The following is a 17,960-nucleotide window of genomic DNA, read 5'->3' as shown; positions in this document are numbered from 1 at the left end:
GTAGGAAAGGCGCTTAATCTCGAAAAGAAATAAACGAATTTTCCGATGGGTTGGTTTTGGCTATGCTGCATATGCCTATGACCATCATAAATCGAATTTGTGGTGTTGGAGTCAGGGTCCAAGATGGAGAGGTGAATGCATTGGAACAACCGATCCGTATGAAAAATAACGGGCAAATCAATATTGTGTTTAATGCGGAAAACAGAAAAGCGTTACAAAAGGATCTGCCGATAAAAGAAATTTTGGTGCAGGAAATCCCCCACCAGCATGTGGCATTGAAAGAAATTGAAGATGAACTGAAATCGCTGGTCGGAATGGAAGAAATGAAACGGATGATAAAAGAGATATATGCCTGGATTTACATCAATAAACAACGTGAGGCAAAGGGGTTGAAAACAGGCAGGCAAGCACTGCACATGATGTTTAAAGGAAACCCCGGAACAGGGAAAACGACGGTTGCGCGTTTAATCGGTAAGTTGTTTCAAAAAATGAATGTACTTTCGAAAGGGCATTTAATTGAAGCGGAGAGGGCAGATTTGGTCGGTGAATATATTGGTCATACTGCCCAAAAAACAAGGGATTTAATTAAAAAGGCCATTGGCGGGATCCTATTTATTGATGAAGCCTATTCCTTGGGAAGAGGCGGCGAAAAGGATTTTGGAAAAGAAGCCATAGATACCCTTGTCAAGCATATGGAGGATCGGCAGCACGAATTCATTTTGATCCTTGCTGGATATTCGAGGGAGATGGATTATTTCCTCAGCCTTAATCCTGGCCTTCATTCCAGGTTCCCGCTTGTTATTGATTTTCCGGATTATACGATTGAACAATTAATGGAAATAGCCGATCGGATGCTGCAGGAAAAGGAGTATCTAATGAATCGGGATGCCGAAAGGAAACTAAAAGAACATTTAATCATATTGCGTTCATTCCGGGGTCCTATTTCATTTTCCAACGGACGTTATATCCGCAATGTACTTGAAAAGTCTATTAGGGCGCAGGCAATGAGGCTTTTACTGGAAGATTCATTTGAAAAATCCGATTTACTGACGCTTACCAGCCAAGATTTGATTTTCGAGGAGGATGAGAAAGAATAGACATGGAAAAGCCCACCAAGATGGCGGGCTTTTTAAATTTATGTTTTAGGCACCCATTTCTTATTAGGAAGATGCCAATTATTGGTGTAAGATAGGACTCGCAATATCGTGATGACGGCAAAGAGCGAATAAAGCTGCCATGACTGGGATAATACACCACTGCCTAAAGCCAAGCCTGCAATGATGGCCCATACTACGTAGATTTCTTTTCTGAAGACCAATGGCTTTCTTCCAGCTAACACGTCACGGATTATCCCGCCGCCGCATCCGGTTAATGCAGCTGATACAATGATTGCGCTTATTGGGTGGTTAAGTTCCACAGCATACATCGCCCCTTGGATGGCAAAGGCTGAAAGGCCGATGGCATCACTGAGGTTTCCCCATCTGTCCCAGTGCTTTGAAAGGTTTGTAGGAAAAACAAAAACGATGGTGATGGATACTAAAGCGATGACAAAATAGAAACTTTGATCCCATAAAGCTGAAACGGGGACACCGATCAACAGATTACGTATTGCCCCTCCGCCAAAGGCGGTTATGATTCCTAAAATATAAACCCCTAAAATATCATACTCTTCTTCCATGGCGATGATGGTTCCGCTAATAGCGAATGCAATCGTACCTATTAAGCTTAATACTTCCCATGTCATATGAATGTCCCTCTATGTCTTTTCGATTTTGATGGTAAAGCCAAATTTGATTTTAGCATGTTATCGGAATTTTTAAAACGGTTAAAAGCTTCGTTTTGAGGAAATTTTTATATATTCAATTTTTTTGTTATGATTAACTGAAATCTACCAGAAAGTGGTGCATGTGATTTGGAAGAAACAAAAAAGGAAACGGCCATTTTGGTTGGGTGTCAAACAACTGATGCTAATGAACGTTTTGAATATTCACTCGATGAACTGGCTTCTTTGGCGAAGACGGCGAATGGGGAGGTTTTAATGACCATCTCCCAGAAGAGGGAGAGTGTCGATCCGGCTACATATATAGGAAAAGGAAAAGTGGAGGAACTTCGGAATCTGGAAGAGGAGCTGGAACCGGATTTATTTATCTTTAATGATGAACTATCCCCGAGCCAGATCCGGAACCTTTCGAAACAATTGGAGGCAAGGATCATTGACCGGACACAGCTGATTTTGGATATTTTTGCTCAACGGGCGAGATCCAGAGAAGGGAAGCTTCAAGTTGAACTTGCCCAGCTCCAATATTTATTGCCGCGTTTGGTCGGACAGGGAACGGAGATGTCCAGGCTAGGAGGCGGAATCGGCACCAGGGGACCGGGGGAGACGAAGCTGGAAAGCGACCGACGCCACATCCGCGGGAAAATAGATGAAATCAAACAACAATTAAGCGGAATAGTGAAGCATCGTGAACGCTATCGCGATAGAAGGAAACGTAATAAAGCCTTTCAAATTGCACTTGTGGGATACACGAATGCAGGTAAATCAACGCTGTTCAACCGTTTGACAGAGGCGGATTCATACGAAGAGAACCAATTGTTCGCCACTTTGGATCCCATGACACGAAAGGCGATCCTTCCTAGTGGATTTACCGTGCTGCTGACGGATACGGTTGGATTCATACAAGATTTGCCGACATCTTTAATTGCCGCATTCCGTTCCACCCTGGAAGAAGTGAAAGAAGCGGATCTTTTGCTCCATGTGGTCGATTCCTCAAGTACAGATTACTTTAATCATCAGAAAACGGTGCAGGATTTGCTTAATGACTTAGATGTCCCTTCCATTCCACAGCTAACGTTGTATAATAAGAAAGATAAGATTCACACTGATTTTGTCAGGTCAGCAAGCCGTGCTTCATTAATGATCAGTGCCTATGAAAAATCGGACCTGAATCAAATCATGGAAGAAATTGAAAAGTACGTGATTGAAGAAATGGTCCCGTATCATGTTTTCCTGCCGTCGAGTGAGGGTAAATTATTATCACAGCTGAAAAATGAAACCATATTGCGCACCCTCTCCTTTAATGAAGAATCGGAAAGGTATGAATGCAAGGGTTTTTGTCTAGCTGATCATCCAATAACCGGGCAGCTGGAGAAATATTCATTATAAAGGGGAATTTTGATGTATCAGCAGTTAACTAATGGAGAAGTGTTGAAAACCATTGCCGAGGAAGTGGAAGCAATGATTTCTCCATTACATAAGCAAGTGGACGAACGAATTGAAGAAAATCAATTCCGCGTATTACAAAGTTATCAAACACATAGAGTGAGTGATTCCCATTTCATCCCGACTACAGGGTATGGATATGACGATATGGGCCGCGATACGCTGGAATTGATATATGCAGATGTTTTTGGAGCGGAAGCTGGATTGGTGCGCCCCCAAATTATTTCAGGCACACACGCCATCTCCACCGCTCTTTTCGGCATATTGCGCCCAGGGGATGAATTGTTATACATAACTGGAAAGCCGTATGACACTTTGGAGGAAATTGTAGGCATCCGGGGTTCGGGTATCGGATCTTTGCGTGATTTTCAGATCAGCTATAAGGCCGTTCCGTTAGAGGAAACCGGAACCGTTGATTTCGAAGCCGTCAAACAAGCCATTCAACCAAATACGAAGATGATCGGTATACAACGGTCAAAAGGATATGCTACACGGCCTTCCTTTACGATTGATGAAATAAGGGAAATGATTTCTTTTGTAAAAGGCATTAACCCTGAAATCATCGTGTTTGTGGACAACTGTTATGGAGAGTTTGTCGAGACACAAGAACCATGTCATGTCGGAGCGGATTTAATGGCAGGTTCACTCATTAAAAACCCCGGTGGCGGGATCGTGAAGACCGGAGGATACATTGTTGGTAAAAAGGACCTGGTTGAAGCTTGCTCCTATCGGTTAACATCCCCAGGAATAGGGGCTGAAGCAGGTGCGTCGCTTTATAGTCTGCAGGAAATGTACCAAGGATTCTTCCTTGCACCACATGTCGTGGGCCAAGCTGTAAAAGGAGCCATGTTCACTGCTGCCTTTTTAGAAAAACTCGGTATGAATACATCTCCAAAATGGGATGCGAAGCGAACTGACTTGATTCAATCCGTGCAATTCGATGACAGGGATAAGATGGTTGCTTTCTGCCAGGCCATCCAATATGCTTCACCAATCAATTCACATGTGACGCCATATCCTGCCTATATGCCAGGATATGAAGACGATGTAATCATGGCTGCGGGCACCTTTATACAAGGGGCCAGCATTGAACTTACGGCAGATGGTCCGACAAGGGCTCCATATGTTGCCTACGTTCAAGGCGGATTGACATATGCCCATGTTAAAGTGGCTGTATTGACTGCGGTGAATGCGCTAATGGACAAAAAGCTGATTCAATTGTAAATGAAATTAAGGTAGGTATGTTAGGGGAATCCAAATACAATTGGATTCCTGCAAAAGTAATAGTCATAATATTTGAGTAGTAATAAATCATTTAATTTTTCCGAAAAAAACCACGTCATAAAATGTAACATCGTATTGACAAGTTTAATAACATGGTATAAGATAATTTTAGATAAACAAAAGGAGGATGCTAAGAATGAGCGGCAACAACATTCGGCGTTCGATGCCTCTTTTTTCCATCGGAATCGTCATGCAGCTAACTGAGTTGTCTGCACGCCAAATTCGATATTACGAAGAGCATCAACTTATTACTCCTATGAGAACAGATGGAAATCGTCGGGTTTTTTCATTAAACGATATCGATCGACTGCTTGAGATTAAAGACTTAATCGAACAAGGAGTCAATCTGGCCGGCATCAAAAAGATTTTCACTGTAAAGGAACAGAATTTACCTAAAACTCAAGAATTAGAACAAGCGGAAAAGATAAGACAGGACCTTAGTGACGAGGAGCTTCGCAAGCTTCTGCGTGCAGAGCTATTACAAGGAAGCAAGCATCGAACATCTCTTCGACAAGGGGATATGTCCCGTTTTTTCCAATAAAAATATGATTTATGAATGATTATTAGGGGGAATAGAAATTGGCAAAGTTCACACGTGAAGACATCACTCGTTTAGCGAAAGAAGAAAATGTTAAGTACATTCGTTTACAATTTACTGACATTTTAGGGACAATTAAAAACGTTGAAATCCCAGTCAGTCAATTAGAAAAAGCACTTGATAATAAAATGATGTTTGACGGATCATCAATCGAAGGCTTCGTACGTATCGAAGAGTCTGATATGTACCTATATCCTGATTTAAATACATGGGTTATCTTCCCTTGGACTTCCGAAAAAGGTAAAGTCGCACGTTTAATCTGTGATATTTACAATACAGATGGAACACCTTTTGATGGAGATCCACGTGCAAACCTAAAACGTGTTCTTGCAGAAGCAAGAGAAATGGGCTTCACAGATTTCAATCTTGGACCTGAACCTGAATTCTTCCTATTCAAATTGGATGCAGCAGGCGAGCCGACTCTAGAATTGAACGATAAAGGCGGATACTTTGACCTTGCACCTACAGACCTTGGAGAAAACTGCCGTCGTGATATCGTTCTTGAGCTTGAAGAAATGGGATTTGAAATCGAAGCATCCCACCATGAAGTAGCTCCAGGACAACATGAAATTGACTTTAAATATGCAGATGCAGTTTCAGCTTGCGATAACATCCAAACATTTAAATTGGTTGTTAAAACGATTGCCCGTAAACATGGTTTACACGCAACATTCATGCCAAAACCATTGTTCGGTGTTAACGGATCAGGTATGCACTGTAACGTTTCCCTATTCAAAGGCAACGAAAATGCATTTTATGATAAAGAAGGTAAATTGGAATTAAGTAAAACAGCTGAGCAATTTATCGCAGGTATCATTAAGCATGCTCCAAGCTTCACTGCGGTAACAAACCCAACTGTTAACTCATACAAACGTCTAGTTCCTGGTTACGAAGCTCCTTGTTATGTTGCATGGTCCGCTAAAAACCGTAGCCCGCTAATCCGTATCCCAGCTTCACGCGGAGTAAGTACTCGCGTAGAGGTACGTAGTGTCGATCCAGCAGCAAACCCATACTTGGCACTTGCAGTTCTGCTAAAAGCTGGTCTTGACGGTATCAAGAACGACTTGACTCCTCCAGCTCCAGTTGACCGCAACATCTATGTTATGAATAAAGAAGAGCGTGAAGAAGTAGGTATCGTTGATCTACCAGCTACTTTATATGCTGCATTGGAAACATTAAAATCCGATGAAGTCATCAAAGAAGCATTAGGTGAACATTTACTTGAACACTTCGTCGAAGCAAAAGAAATCGAGTGGGATATGTTTAGAACACAAGTTCACCCATGGGAACGCGAACAATATATGTCAATGTATTAATATCTCAAACCCCTGACACCTTTGGTGTCAGGGGTTTTTCTATTTGTGGCTGAAAAGCGAAAATAAAAAGGGTGGAAACTTGTCCAAAGTTTTACTTTGATCCTTACTTGCTTCTTGAAAATCAAGAGATTTATTAATAAGTAATATGTTTTTGAAATATGGTATAATAATTCACATTTATTTTTGGCGACTGTACCACGTTTATATTCATTTAGCCACGCATTCAATACGTCTTTAATGATTCAGGTGTTATTTCGTAGCCTTCGCGAATCATTCCTTCCATTTCTTCAGCTGCTAGTTGGGCTTCTTTTTTACTTTCAAATCCTTTTTTGATTTTTCTTTGGTCTTTCTTGTTATGGGATCCTGATAGTAGATTCGATATTCCCAAAAATCTTTGTTGGCCTTTCTTTTTGTATTTATAAAATTTAGCCATATTTCCTCTCCTTCTTTTCAAAAATATTGAGTGGATTCAATTGAATAATAAGGTTTTCGTGATACATATAATCGCCGTATTTTTCAATATATCTCCCTAAGGCTTTTTGTAAAAACCTCTCAAGTCACAGTTGATTTTAAAGACCTTCAGGACAAGGGAAAGATTTATTGAAAAGGGGATACATTTCCGAAACCAGGCAATAAAAAGGTTGAGGAATAACGAATAGAGGAACTATTGTCCTCTGAGAACAAGCTGGGTAAACCAGTCATTAAATAAATCTAAGAGTGGCTTAATGCCTGCTCTTGTATTAGAAGGCTCTGTTTAAGGATGTTGTTGATTCCCTTGATGAACTAACGGGGCAGGCTACTTTAAAAATATGCTATTTTATCAGCAGTCAAGTCCTATACGAAAAATCTCCTTAAGAATATATTAATATAGGTAAAATCTAGTCTTTTACTGAAAATATGTTTTTAAAAGGGTGATAAAATGCATAAACAAAAAAATCAGGACAGGTCCTTCGAATGCGACTTTCTCTATATTGGAGACGGTTTCGATAACACCGTGAAGACTTTTGGCTCAGAAACGGGATGGTTCCTTGGCAGTTTTGTCGCATCAGGCAACAACGGCTTGAATGGTCCGCGGGGACTTATCTTCGACCATGAAGGCAATCTACTTGTCACAAACCAGAAAGTCAATGAGGGTTCCGGCAACGTTTTGAAGTACGATGGTAAAACTGGGGAGTTTCTGGGTGAAATTGTTAAATCTGACGCAACTGGCGCCCCATTCGCTCCGCGAGGCATCGTCCTCTCGAAACACAATATCCTGTTTGTGGCTGACCTGGTGATTGAAGAAAACGGCCAGCATGGGGAAGTTCGGATGTATAAGTATAATGGCAATACCGCGACGTTTATGAGGAACCTTACCCACCCACCCAGTGGGGAGTTCTTTCCCCGCGGTGTAGTCATAGGGCCGGATGGCGATCTGTATGTATCCATCCGCAACAATCCTAATACTGCGGAAGGTCAGCTTGGTGGATCGGTAGTGCGCTATAACTCAAAAACAGGGGCGTTCGGTGGAGTGTTCATTTCCCCCTTCAGCGACCTCAATCGTCCTGAAGGTTTGGTATTCGGTCCTGACGGCAACCTCTATATCACAAGTTTTAGAAGGGACGCGAGTGACACGGATAAAATTCTAATCTTCGACGGACGCAAGGGCAAGTTACTTGAAAAAATTGATCTTGATGTCGTAGGACAGCCGCGCGCTTTTGCACAGGAAATCCTGTTCGGACCGGACGGAAAACTGTTTGTCCCCATTAATGGCCCGTCTGACCCTGATACGGGGGCTCCTGCGGGACCATACACAGGTTCGGTACGCCGCTACAACGTCCATCACAAGACATATGATGTGTTCGTGCCTCCAGCTATGTCGGGAGGACCGTTAGGAATGCCGTGGTATCTGACGTTTGGCAATACGGACCCTGCAACACTAGCTTACCAGTGTGACCGGGAAGAAAGCAGCGACCATCATCACCATTATCCTCCACATTCACCTCATGATGAAAGTAGTGAAGAGAGCAGTAGTTAACATTTGAATAAATAAGGAAAGACCGCGTTTAGAACGGTTTTTTAAACCTTTTAAAAGGTCAGATTCACTATATCCTATGATTTGTTAAAAGATATTTCCAAATTTAGTTAAAGAGTGCGTTAGTTCCATAGAATGCACTATAGAAGACCGCAATTATAAGTGGTCTCTTTTTATTTGTTTCAAGCCTAGTTTAAAAAAAGAAGGAATGTTATGAAATGGCAAATTTAAAAAGAAACATGATCGAATTGGTAAAATAAGTAAAGGAAGATGAAATTGAAACAGTGAAGTATCTTACACCTGTTTTTATTCCTTTTGTGTATGAGGCTGTAAATCCTACACAAGAAATTGATAAGAGCGAAAAAGAAAAGAAAAATCTGCTTCATCTGTGAAGGATATGTTTAGACGTAAAAATAAGGATGGTACTTTACGTCATCGAAAAGGAATTTTCGAAAGTAGTGAGCAAGAAGATGCCGCAGCATTGCTTCAAGAAAAGTGGGAAGCTTTGCAAGAACAAAAGCACCCTATTGAAAATTATGAAATGGATGTGTTTTTACCCCAAGACGTCACTGGTTATGAACATGAAAAGGTTCGCCTGGGTGATACAACCTTCGCTATTGACCGTTCTTTTTCTAAACCTATAGAGGTCGAGGAAAGAGTAATAAGCTTTGAGTATGATGTTTCGGATCCGGAAAATTCGGGTGCGGTAGAACTAGGAAACTTCATCGACTTGTATTCTGATGATGCTCGTCTTGATCAAATGGAATCAAAATTGAATGATAATACTGGTATTTGGAACAATAGTGGGAATAAGCTGATAACAGACGGAAAAATTGAAAATATGACACCTGCTAAACCAGAGAATTTCATTGCTATAGGGTTATTCCAAAATTTTTTAGTGGAATGGGATTTTGTAAATGCACTTTATATTGCCAACTATGAGGTATATGCTTCCCAGATTCCAGGGTTCACTTTAGTCTGGAATGGCATATCCAGCATGCACACTCATAAGGCAGACGCAAATGAACAATGGTACTTCCGAGTGAGAGCAGTAAATACACATGCTGTTGCATGTCCTTTCTCTAAGTAAGCAATGGCCCAGACTGCAAAAGTAATTTCAAAAGATATTTTATTTGGACCAGAGGTAGCCGCAGAACTTAGGGAATTATCTAAGACAGGATGCTCTAGATTCTATAAATAATGATATATTATTAAGAGCCCTTGATAACTCCTAATAAGGTCATCAAGAGCTCAAAAGTCTATTTGATTGGTTTAAAGTACCGATAAATTAAATTCTAAAAGCAAAAAACCCAGTTCTTTTTTTGTAAGAATGGGTTTTCACATTGTCAAATTCTTAAGACGAATTTGATTATTTTAAATCGGATGAAAGTAGTTAAAAATAACTCAACAACCAAAAATCGCCTTTGAAACTAATCCACTAATACTGATACATTGCTTAGCACTGGTGCAGGTACCGGTAGTTCTGGGAATTCACTAACAGATGAACATATTGCCCCGCCTTTATTATCTTTATTACACGTATTACATAGCCAAAAGTTACCTGTCATAGCAGATAGCTGACCTACTGAGTCATCCTCAATATCAAAAGTTGGATTACCTAGTGCAGTATTGCGAATAAATACATTATTAGTGGAGTCCGAATCTACCAATATGCCCAATTGGGTATTGTTAGATGAGTTATTTCCTTGTACCAATGCCCCAGTGGTCGAGGCCAAAGCGAGACCAGCATCGTTATTGGACATGTTATTGAACTCGACACAAACAGGTGCTGTTGCAACTTCTTGAAATAATAAGATACCAGTGGATACAACACCCCCTGGACCAGTGAAAATATTACCTGTTACAGTATTATTTTGAACAATTGCTGTTGCCCCACGAGATATTTGTATTCCATTTTGGGCAATAACGCTTGTTGCTCCTACCCCAGTGACTGTATTATTTAAAACAGCACTGCAGCTTTCAGCACCATTCACTCGAATTCCTGTCTTTTGGTAGCTGGTAATTATGTTGTTAATAATTTGTGCAGAACCCATATCTACATTTATACCTGCCCCTTGTTGGAGACCGGATAATGGATTATCCCTTATATCTGTAATTAAATTGTTTTCAATTACTGCTGACCCCCCCATCGTGACAAAAATTCCATTTCTTAAATTTCCCTGGGCCGTTGATGGACCAGTAATGGTAAAACCTGAAATTCTAGTACATCGTGCGTTTACAGTAACAATTGAAAAGTTTCCTATCAAACCCATTGGAGGTGGTGTAATGATTGCTGCTTGCGGTGTTTGAGAAATGATGGTGAGGTTATCCTTACCAGCAGGAATGGTAATTTGTTCAGGATAAGTACCTGGAAACACCAGTATTATATCTCCGTTATTTGCGGCGTTTACTGCGGCTTGAATAGTAGAAAAATTAAAGCCAGGTCCAGGACCAACAGTTATGGTTATTCCAGATGGGGGAGGACAAGGAAATGTTCCTCCACAGGATACATCAACGGTACAAGTTCTAAAAGCACAAGAACTTGGGCATATTATACTAGTCGTCGCAGTCGTTGATACAGTAATTCCATTTACTATGGTAGTTGCCATTACCTCTGCGATTCCAATTGTAACTTGTGTTGCTGTTAATGTTGCAGAGAATGTGCCGTTGTTGACAGATGCAAAAGTAGGACTAACGGTAACTGAACCTATCCCAGAAGTCAATGATGCTATTAAGGAAACCGTTCCGGACAAAACTGGTTGCCCTGAACATGTAACTGTACCAGTAATGTTAAAGGTACAACCGTTGACACCATTAGAAATCGTCATTTGAATCTTTGGTTCACAACGAGGCGGAAAGAAATTGCACCCTTGGGGTGGAAGGATTCTTTCTGAACAACAAGGGGAATTTTGTAAATGAGAATCAAAGCTGATAATTCTTGGTGTGTGGTTAGACATATCGAAGGAAAACATTCCTTTCATTTTAATGGTATGGATAATTACGAAAGAAGAGTGTGGGAAAAATAAATGACCAAATTTTTTATATAATATGGTGTTTATTCACCTATGTATGGGCAGGTGGCTTAAAAAAGAAAAGGTGTTAAAAAATAAAGACTGTGAATATTTTCACTTAAACTAATGGGTGTGTTAGTTCCATAGGGGATATAAGAAGAGCGGCATTAAGTGGTCTCTTTTATTTGTTCAAAAATCAATATTTCTCTAGCCTGAATTTAGCTATTTTCACTTTTAAGCATGTGTGGATTGACTGAGATAAAGTTAAACGAACTTGGATTTTTAGGCTTTACAATTTCAGTAGTTATCATTCTTAGCTGCGTATGTAGGATACTTTGGAATAGCAAAAATCGGATTAACTTCAGTTGAATTATCGCCCGGTATTTTTAATTGTAGAGATTGTGTTCACAATCATTTTAACCATTTTATTAAAAGTACTGGAAAAGTTTGATACTGATTCGGCCCAACTGTAGCTTTGAAATAAACTTTGATCAAAAGCACTTCGCAAACCGGTATTTTACGATTATAAAAAGAATCCATTTTGAAAAAAAGATTGATCAAAATGGATTCTTACCTAGTAGATATAAATCTTCTTTTTATAAAAAAGTTTGATCATTTCTATGATCCTTATTCATTTAAAGCGCCTTTAATTAAATAACTAAAATCTGACCTCACTCACAATATCACTTAAATCTTAATCAACTACTTCTGATTTTATCAATCATATTTTCTCACCTCTTTGTAGAAAACATTATTTAATCTTTCGATTTCTTCTCAACTATCCTGCCCCTTTAGTAGCATAAGAAAATCAGCAAAAACCTTTAATAGAAAAGATTGATCGGATAAACTAAAGGAATAATAAAAAATTCTCTTATTGAAACATACTCTTTCGTGTAATAAACCTAAAATAATGCCCGAAAATCACCCGGTAAATGCCCGATAATGCTTGAGTTATTATGATTTATTTTTTTTGATGTAAATTTCAAAGGAACCCTTATAAATAGGTGTTTTTGTGCAAGATTGACACTATATTAACGGATAGTACATGTTCCGCACACAAGTTCACCCATGGGAACGCGAACAATATATGTCAATATATTAATCTTTCAAACCCTTGGCACCTCTAGTGTCAGGGTTTTTTTTATTTCGGGCATTCATTCATAAAATCTAATGAAGTTATCAACTGCCCGATAAATGCCCGAAAAAAATAAAAAAAATTATTCAAGGACATTTTTCATATTAAGTGACTTAATTAATAGCATTCGTTGTTGCAGTATTACCGAGGGTTAGTAAGTATAAACAACTTTTTATCGATGTTACTGTGGGAATGTGATGGGATTATTCTTTCTCTTGAAAAGGAAGGGTAGGGTAAAGGGGTAATTTAATGACCGTCTTATCTGTGTAATTCATACTAAAAGCCTCATTGTTGGAATGGGTTTACTAATGTCGTTGCCATTTAATTCGCTATCATTAATTATTTGTGGTTTTAACAACTTACTTTACAAAGGGCAGCCAAAGTATAAAGGATACATCATATTAAGTATGAGAATGGGTTTACTGCTTATTTCCAATATTTTATAAAGATAATGTTAATGATTCACGTTATAAGGCCGAATTAACCATTTTGATATCTTTTATTTCATCAGGATTATTTATACATTCAGTTTGATAAAATTAATATAATAGAGAAGGGAGTTGAGGTTGTGATGGAAATCAATTGGCTGGCAGAAGTGGAAAAAAGAAAAGATGATCTTTTAAAGGACTTGGAAGGCTTATTGCGTATTGCGAGTGTTAAGGATTTAACAACGAGTACTCCCGAATATCCAATGGGGGAAAAGATTGGCGAAGCATTGGATTATGTTTTGGCATTAGCCAAAAATGAAGGTTTTAATACAAAAAACTTAGACGGCTTTGCCGGGTTTGCTGAATGGGGAGAGTCTGAAGATTACATTGGGGTACTTGCCCATGTCGACGTGGTTCCTGCTCCTGGAAAATGGACAACACCACCTTATGAGCCAACTATTCGAGAAGGAAAGCTCTATGCCCGCGGTACCATTGATGATAAAGGACCGGGAATGGCAGCATTTTATGCGTTAAAGATATTGAAAAGCCTTGGCCTTCCTTTAAAAAGGAAAATCCGCATGATTTATGGCACAGATGAGGAAAGCGGTATGCGCTGTATGAAACATTATCTTGACGTAGAACCCGCGCCAACTTACGGTTTTTCTCCTGATAATGAATTTCCGATGGTGCACGCCGAAAAAGGGCAAATTAACGTGAAACTGACTTTAAGTGGCAATGAAGAAGAAAAACATGGAACTATTTTAGTTAACTTTTCTTCGGGTGACAGGGGAAACATGGTACCTGGAAAAGCCGCTGCTGAAATTAAAACGAAACAACCTGAGGAACTTGTGAATCGTTTTAAAACATATTGTACGGAACAGGGGCTGCATGGAGAGGTCAGCAAGTCTGATGAAACGATTACTTTAACCCTTTACGGTAAAACCGTGCATGGTATGGAACCGCAAAATGGAGTGAATGCCGGACTGGAGTGCCTGCATTTCTTAAGCTCATTAAGCTTTGCGGGTAGTGACCAATCATTTATCTCATTTGCCGAAAACAGCCTATATAGAGATCCTTTTGGGGGAAAATTGGGAATCAAATACAGTGAAGATGTGCTCGGACCTTTAACGGTTAATGCCGGCATTTTTAATTACAATCATACAGCTGGTGGCTCAATTCAGTTGAACATTCGATTCCCATTAAATAATGATTACCAACATACTATTGAAATGATCACGAAAAAAGCTGAGACCTGCCATTTTACAATCGCAGATGCGCAACAATTCTCTACACATTATATTCCTGCCAATCATCCAATGATTAAAACACTACAATCGGCTTATCAATCGATTACAGGGGATGAACCCACACTTTTAACATCAGGCGGGGCAACATATGCAGCGTTAATGAAAAATGCAGTGGCTTACGGTGCGCTTTTCCCTGGTAAGGTAGATAGCTCTCACCAAATTGATGAATTTATAGAAATCGATGATTTAATCAAAGCGACAGCCATCTATGCCAATGCATTATATGAATTAAGCCACTTATAAAATCAAAGGCCAGGTATGTCGTTTAGCCAACAGGTCAACCAGAAAAATAAGTACCCTAGAGGGTAGACACTTAAAAAGGTCTGCCCTCTAGGGTACTTTATTTGTCATGATGAAGGAATAAAAGCTGGTTGAGCCGAATAAGTCTTAGTGATCATGGTTTTGTTGTATTCTCAAAATAAATTGATTGGAGTATTTCATTGAGAATATTTTTTCGTTAAATGGCCGACAGTCGAAAATGAAGGTTATTTTATGCGTATGAATGATTTTTTTGAAATTGATTGAGGATTATTGTTATCGTCACCCGGAAATTTCGATTACCCTGCCATGTTGGGGAGAATTAGAAGCTGGAGGGGAAAGGCATATCCAATATGGAAGGGACCGCTTGGATTTGGTTTTTACCTTTTTAGGACCGATTAATTTATACTTTAGTCAGATTTTTTCTTGTCTTTTAACTTTGGAAGATTACACTAAACAGTGAGGAGATTGGTTGTATGCAAGTTGTAACAAAAATGTTTTTAGAACAATTCGACATGCATTGCCATGAGAATGATTGGTTTGCATCCATGGATCAGGCGCTTCATGGAGTCATCGCAGCTGAGGCAGCATGGACAAGTTCGGGAATCAGCAATTCGATTTGGCAGATTGTCAACCACTTGATATTTTGGAATGAAGATGTAATCCATCGAATTAAGGGCACAGAGAATCCGCATAAGGCAGAAGACAATGAAGAAACCTTCGGAAATCCGGGGGATCCAGAAGACGAAATTGGATGGGCGCAGACAGTGCAGCGCCTCAATGAAGTCATGAATAAATTAAAAACGGTCATTGCGGAACTTAACGATGAAAAGTTAAAAGCTCCGTATGCAGCTAACAGGTACTCTATTGAGCGTTTACTCAGCAATATCATGATGCACGATACGTATCATCTCGGCCAAATTGTTCTGTTGCGAAAGTTGCAATCCTCTTGGGGTGGCGTTGATTGGTCCTAAAGCACCATAATTCAGCGACCTTCCTTGCCCAGCCGTAGAAGCAGTATTGACGGTGTGAAGCCCTTTTCTTTCTCTATGGTGGAGCGGGTGGTTTTCCTGCTTTCTGGATGGCTAAAGTATGATAGTCAAATAAATTAGAACGTATTTGCATAGCGATCTTTCGCATATTTCATTGTTCGACAGTCGGGCGCTTTTCTTAAATAAGAAGGCGTCTTTTTGCATGTACAACACATTTAGGGATTGAGTTTAACGGTTGTAATCTTTACAGCACTAAAAGTTATGGGTGGTATTTATTTAATTTATATTGGTGCTAACTCACTTTTCAAAAAAAAAAGGACTAGAAATAAAGCGTACCTAGTGGCTCTCTAGTAAAAGATTATATGAACGGGTGTTCTGACAAATGCATCAAATCCAAAGAGTATCCCCATGGGAACGCGAACAATATATGTCCATGTATGAATAGCTTTAAAGCCTTGGCACCTCTGGTGTCAGGTTTTTTTATTTGTGGGGTAATAATTAATATGAACCTGATTTATTTCACTTCAACATCAAGACCCACTACATCTTTAGCCAGCTGCTTGTATCATTTTGTTCTTGAATTTGTTACTCTTCGCACTCACCGCAGGTTTCGTTTTCCTAAAGAATCGCTCGCATCTGAGTTGCTTTCCTTGGCAAAAGGACACCCTGAGTTGTACTAGAAGCAAAAATTTTTACGATATCTCCGGCATTTAATTTCACTATGACACTAACTATTATAACTAGAGAGTATCATAGGATACATTTACATTCACAACTGGATTACCTACGTTTGAAATAGTATCGGTATCATTTTGGGTTTGGGCTTGAAGTTGAGCTTGAAGTTGAGCTTGAAGTTGGGCTTGGAATTGAGCCTGGGCTTGAAGTTGGGCTTGAAGTTGGGCTTGAAGTTGAGCCTGGGCTTGAAGCAGAGCCTGAAGTTGTTCTTGTTTTTGTTGCTGTTGTTGAAGTTGGAATTGAATATTTTCTAATTTACGGTTACTATCATCATGATGTTCATAATCGCAGCGTTTTTTCTTCATACAGCAATCATCGTGATGTTCATAATCGCAGCGTTTTTTCTTCTTGTAACAATCATCATGATGTTCATAATCACAGCGTTTTTTCTTCATACAACAATCATCGTGATGTTCATAATCACAGCGTTTTTTCTTCTTGCAACAATCATCATGATGTTCATAATCACAGCGTTTTTTCTTCTTACAACAATCCTCGTGATAAGACATAACCAGATCACTCCTTTATTTGCTTTACTTTTCAAGGTCGAATTATTTTGGACAAGTATCCCTGTATGTCCTATTATATGAACAGTTTCAAAAAGTGTATGAGCACTCTCCCTATTAAAAATTAAATGTAGAGTGAAATTCAGAATTATACAAAGAATCGCTTTGCTCCGCATTCTGTCTTTTGTTGAATATATATCTAAGTGTCTACCCCGTTGGGTAGGCAGGCCGGAGCTTTCGCTTGCCTAGGTGGAACTGGCTTTTATGAGTTAATTGAAAATAAGCTGCCCATTAGGTGATTTTTATTTTAATGCACCGTAAAAAGTATTTTGTATGCTTTGTACAATTAATGGGGCAAGATATTTAATATGGTTATAAAGTGAAGAAGGAGTGAAGTATGCTTTTTCATATTATTGTTGGTTTTATACTTCCTTGGTTCTTAGGGTTATATTTGTTTAGAAATCAAACAAGGCTATTCATTATTTTTTATCCGATTGGATCAGCGACAAGTTTTTTCATAAATGAAATTGGATTTGCTTACTTTTGGAAGATGGATAAAGAACTTGTTGCAATTTTATATGATTTAGGATTTTATCCGATAGTGTGCTGCTTATTTATTGCCAGCATACATTTTGAAAAAATGTCTGTTATAACAAATTTTTTAGTATTTACATTAGGTACAAATATCTTTGAATTAGTTATTGTCCTACTTGGCAAGTTAGAATATCGAAATGGGTGGAATATATATTGGTCTGCAGTCAGTTATTTACTGGCCTATTTAATAGTTTATGGTTATTACAAAATAATACAGAAGCATTTTGCATTTAAAACACCTAATGATTTAGAAAATGATGAAACGCTTTAAGGCGTTTTTTTTGTTACCTAAATTGAAAAAATTAAAAGGAGACGATGGAAAATGACCGTACTATTATAAACGTTATTGGATCGACCAATTAAAAATGGGCTGAGGTATTCATTCAGTTGTGAAAGCTCAGCATTAGAGATGTTAAACGTGCCTGCAAAGAAGGTATTTACGTTCAAATCAGCGTAAGGGCACCTTCAATAAAAACTCGCTTTGAGTAGGGGCGTATTATTTATAGCTTTGTTTAAAGTACATTCACTTAACAAGTGCATATGATAATTTCAAATACTG

At 39.1% G+C, this 17,960-nt stretch carries 15 protein-coding genes; 11 read left to right on the top strand and 4 right to left on the bottom strand.

The annotated features are described in order from the left end of the window. Window positions 1-140: 140 nt before the first annotated feature. On the top strand, window positions 141-1,097 hold the full coding sequence (gene spoVK, locus ACQKNS_RS04200; protein ID WP_427642126.1) for a stage V sporulation protein K: 957 nt from the start codon (window positions 141-143) through the stop codon (window positions 1,095-1,097). Between the two features lie 38 nt (window positions 1,098-1,135). Here spoVK and ACQKNS_RS04195 read toward each other — a convergent pair whose 3' ends face one another. After that, the gene (locus tag ACQKNS_RS04195; RefSeq protein ID WP_260288877.1) at window positions 1,136-1,744 is read right to left on the bottom strand and encodes a trimeric intracellular cation channel family protein; all 609 of its coding nucleotides are present in this window, start codon (window positions 1,742-1,744) and stop codon (window positions 1,136-1,138) included. Between the two features lie 168 nt (window positions 1,745-1,912). On the opposite strand from ACQKNS_RS04195, the gene hflX reads away from it, so the two are divergent. From hflX to glnA, 4 genes are all read left to right on the top strand, one after another. Then, window positions 1,913-3,166 carry a GTPase HflX gene (hflX, locus tag ACQKNS_RS04190; RefSeq protein WP_427641341.1) on the top strand — a complete coding sequence of 418 codons (1,254 nt, stop codon included), beginning with the start codon at window positions 1,913-1,915 and terminating at the stop codon, window positions 3,164-3,166. 12 nt (window positions 3,167-3,178) lie between these two features. Beyond that, complete coding sequence (locus tag ACQKNS_RS04185; RefSeq protein WP_427641340.1) at window positions 3,179-4,447, top strand: aminotransferase class I/II-fold pyridoxal phosphate-dependent enzyme; 1,269 nt, start codon at window positions 3,179-3,181, stop codon at window positions 4,445-4,447. Window positions 4,448-4,643: 196 nt separating this feature from the next. Then, window positions 4,644-5,048, top strand: coding sequence for a MerR family transcriptional regulator (locus ACQKNS_RS04180; RefSeq protein ID WP_076368569.1), 405 nt, complete (start codon window positions 4,644-4,646; stop codon window positions 5,046-5,048). Between the two features lie 38 nt (window positions 5,049-5,086). Continuing rightward, window positions 5,087-6,421: a type I glutamate--ammonia ligase gene (gene glnA / locus ACQKNS_RS04175; protein WP_076368570.1), complete on the top strand. Its 1,335-nt coding sequence runs from the start codon at window positions 5,087-5,089 to the stop codon at window positions 6,419-6,421. 223 nt (window positions 6,422-6,644) lie between these two features. On the opposite strand, the gene ACQKNS_RS04170 is transcribed toward glnA, so the two are convergent. After that, window positions 6,645-6,854, bottom strand: a complete 210-nt coding sequence (locus ACQKNS_RS04170; protein ID WP_427641338.1) for an Arm DNA-binding domain-containing protein — start codon at window positions 6,852-6,854, stop codon at window positions 6,645-6,647. Between the two features lie 486 nt (window positions 6,855-7,340). Between ACQKNS_RS04170 and ACQKNS_RS04165 the strand changes: the two genes are divergently transcribed. Next, on the top strand, window positions 7,341-8,438 hold the full coding sequence (locus tag ACQKNS_RS04165; protein ID WP_427641337.1) for a hypothetical protein: 1,098 nt from the start codon (window positions 7,341-7,343) through the stop codon (window positions 8,436-8,438). A 394-nt stretch (window positions 8,439-8,832) separates the two neighbouring features. Beyond that, window positions 8,833-9,525, top strand: coding sequence for a phage tail protein (locus tag ACQKNS_RS04160; RefSeq protein WP_427641335.1), 693 nt, complete (start codon window positions 8,833-8,835; stop codon window positions 9,523-9,525). A 340-nt stretch (window positions 9,526-9,865) separates the two neighbouring features. On the opposite strand, the gene ACQKNS_RS04155 is transcribed toward ACQKNS_RS04160, so the two are convergent. Next, on the bottom strand, window positions 9,866-10,813 hold the full coding sequence (locus ACQKNS_RS04155; RefSeq protein WP_427641333.1) for a right-handed parallel beta-helix repeat-containing protein: 948 nt from the start codon (window positions 10,811-10,813) through the stop codon (window positions 9,866-9,868). Window positions 10,814-10,895: 82 nt separating this feature from the next. Between ACQKNS_RS04155 and ACQKNS_RS04150 the strand changes: the two genes are divergently transcribed. The 3 genes from ACQKNS_RS04150 (at window position 10,896) to ACQKNS_RS04140 (ending at window position 15,548) form a co-directional block, all read left to right on the top strand. Further along, the gene (locus ACQKNS_RS04150; protein ID WP_427641332.1) at window positions 10,896-11,267 is read left to right on the top strand and encodes a hypothetical protein; all 372 of its coding nucleotides are present in this window, start codon (window positions 10,896-10,898) and stop codon (window positions 11,265-11,267) included. Window positions 11,268-13,152: 1,885 nt separating this feature from the next. Then, entirely contained in the window at window positions 13,153-14,559 is a 1,407-nt protein-coding gene (pepV, locus tag ACQKNS_RS04145; RefSeq protein WP_427642125.1) for a dipeptidase PepV, read from the top strand. Between the two features lie 491 nt (window positions 14,560-15,050). Next, the gene (locus ACQKNS_RS04140) at window positions 15,051-15,548 is read left to right on the top strand and encodes a DinB family protein (protein ID WP_427641331.1); all 498 of its coding nucleotides are present in this window, start codon (window positions 15,051-15,053) and stop codon (window positions 15,546-15,548) included. Between the two features lie 758 nt (window positions 15,549-16,306). Here ACQKNS_RS04140 and ACQKNS_RS04135 read toward each other — a convergent pair. Next, a complete protein-coding gene (locus ACQKNS_RS04135) occupies window positions 16,307-16,810 on the bottom strand; it encodes a hypothetical protein (RefSeq protein WP_427641330.1) in 504 nt (167 codons plus the stop codon). 394 nt (window positions 16,811-17,204) lie between these two features. On the opposite strand from ACQKNS_RS04135, the gene ACQKNS_RS04130 reads away from it, so the two are divergent. After that, entirely contained in the window at window positions 17,205-17,672 is a 468-nt protein-coding gene (locus ACQKNS_RS04130) for a hypothetical protein (RefSeq protein WP_427641329.1), read from the top strand. Window positions 17,673-17,960: the final 288 nt, after the last annotated feature.

Source organism: Peribacillus sp. NPDC094092, assembly GCF_050279365.1.
Taxonomy (GTDB): Bacteria; Bacillota; Bacilli; order Bacillales; family DSM-1321; genus Peribacillus.
The sequence above is the reverse complement of the archived record's forward strand: the minus strand, read 5'-3'. Positions and strand labels throughout refer to the sequence as shown.

Coding starts and splice junctions, on each gene's coding strand:
- ACQKNS_RS04195 (WP_260288877.1), bottom strand. CDS start 1,744: ATGACATGGGAAGTATTAAGCTTAATAGGTACGATTGCATTCGCTATT.
- ACQKNS_RS04185 (WP_427641340.1), top strand. CDS start 3,179: ATGTATCAGCAGTTAACTAATGGAGAAGTGTTGAAAACCATTGCCGAG.
- ACQKNS_RS04180 (WP_076368569.1), top strand. CDS start 4,644: ATGAGCGGCAACAACATTCGGCGTTCGATGCCTCTTTTTTCCATCGGA.
- ACQKNS_RS04170 (WP_427641338.1), bottom strand. CDS start 6,854: ATGGCTAAATTTTATAAATACAAAAAGAAAGGCCAACAAAGATTTTTG.
- ACQKNS_RS04165 (WP_427641337.1), top strand. CDS start 7,341: ATGCATAAACAAAAAAATCAGGACAGGTCCTTCGAATGCGACTTTCTC.
- ACQKNS_RS04160 (WP_427641335.1), top strand. CDS start 8,833: ATGTTTAGACGTAAAAATAAGGATGGTACTTTACGTCATCGAAAAGGA.
- ACQKNS_RS04150 (WP_427641332.1), top strand. CDS start 10,896: ATGGTTATTCCAGATGGGGGAGGACAAGGAAATGTTCCTCCACAGGAT.
- pepV (WP_427642125.1), top strand. CDS start 13,153: ATGGAAATCAATTGGCTGGCAGAAGTGGAAAAAAGAAAAGATGATCTT.
- ACQKNS_RS04140 (WP_427641331.1), top strand. CDS start 15,051: ATGCAAGTTGTAACAAAAATGTTTTTAGAACAATTCGACATGCATTGC.
- ACQKNS_RS04135 (WP_427641330.1), bottom strand. CDS start 16,810: ATGTCTTATCACGAGGATTGTTGTAAGAAGAAAAAACGCTGTGATTAT.
- ACQKNS_RS04130 (WP_427641329.1), top strand. CDS start 17,205: ATGCTTTTTCATATTATTGTTGGTTTTATACTTCCTTGGTTCTTAGGG.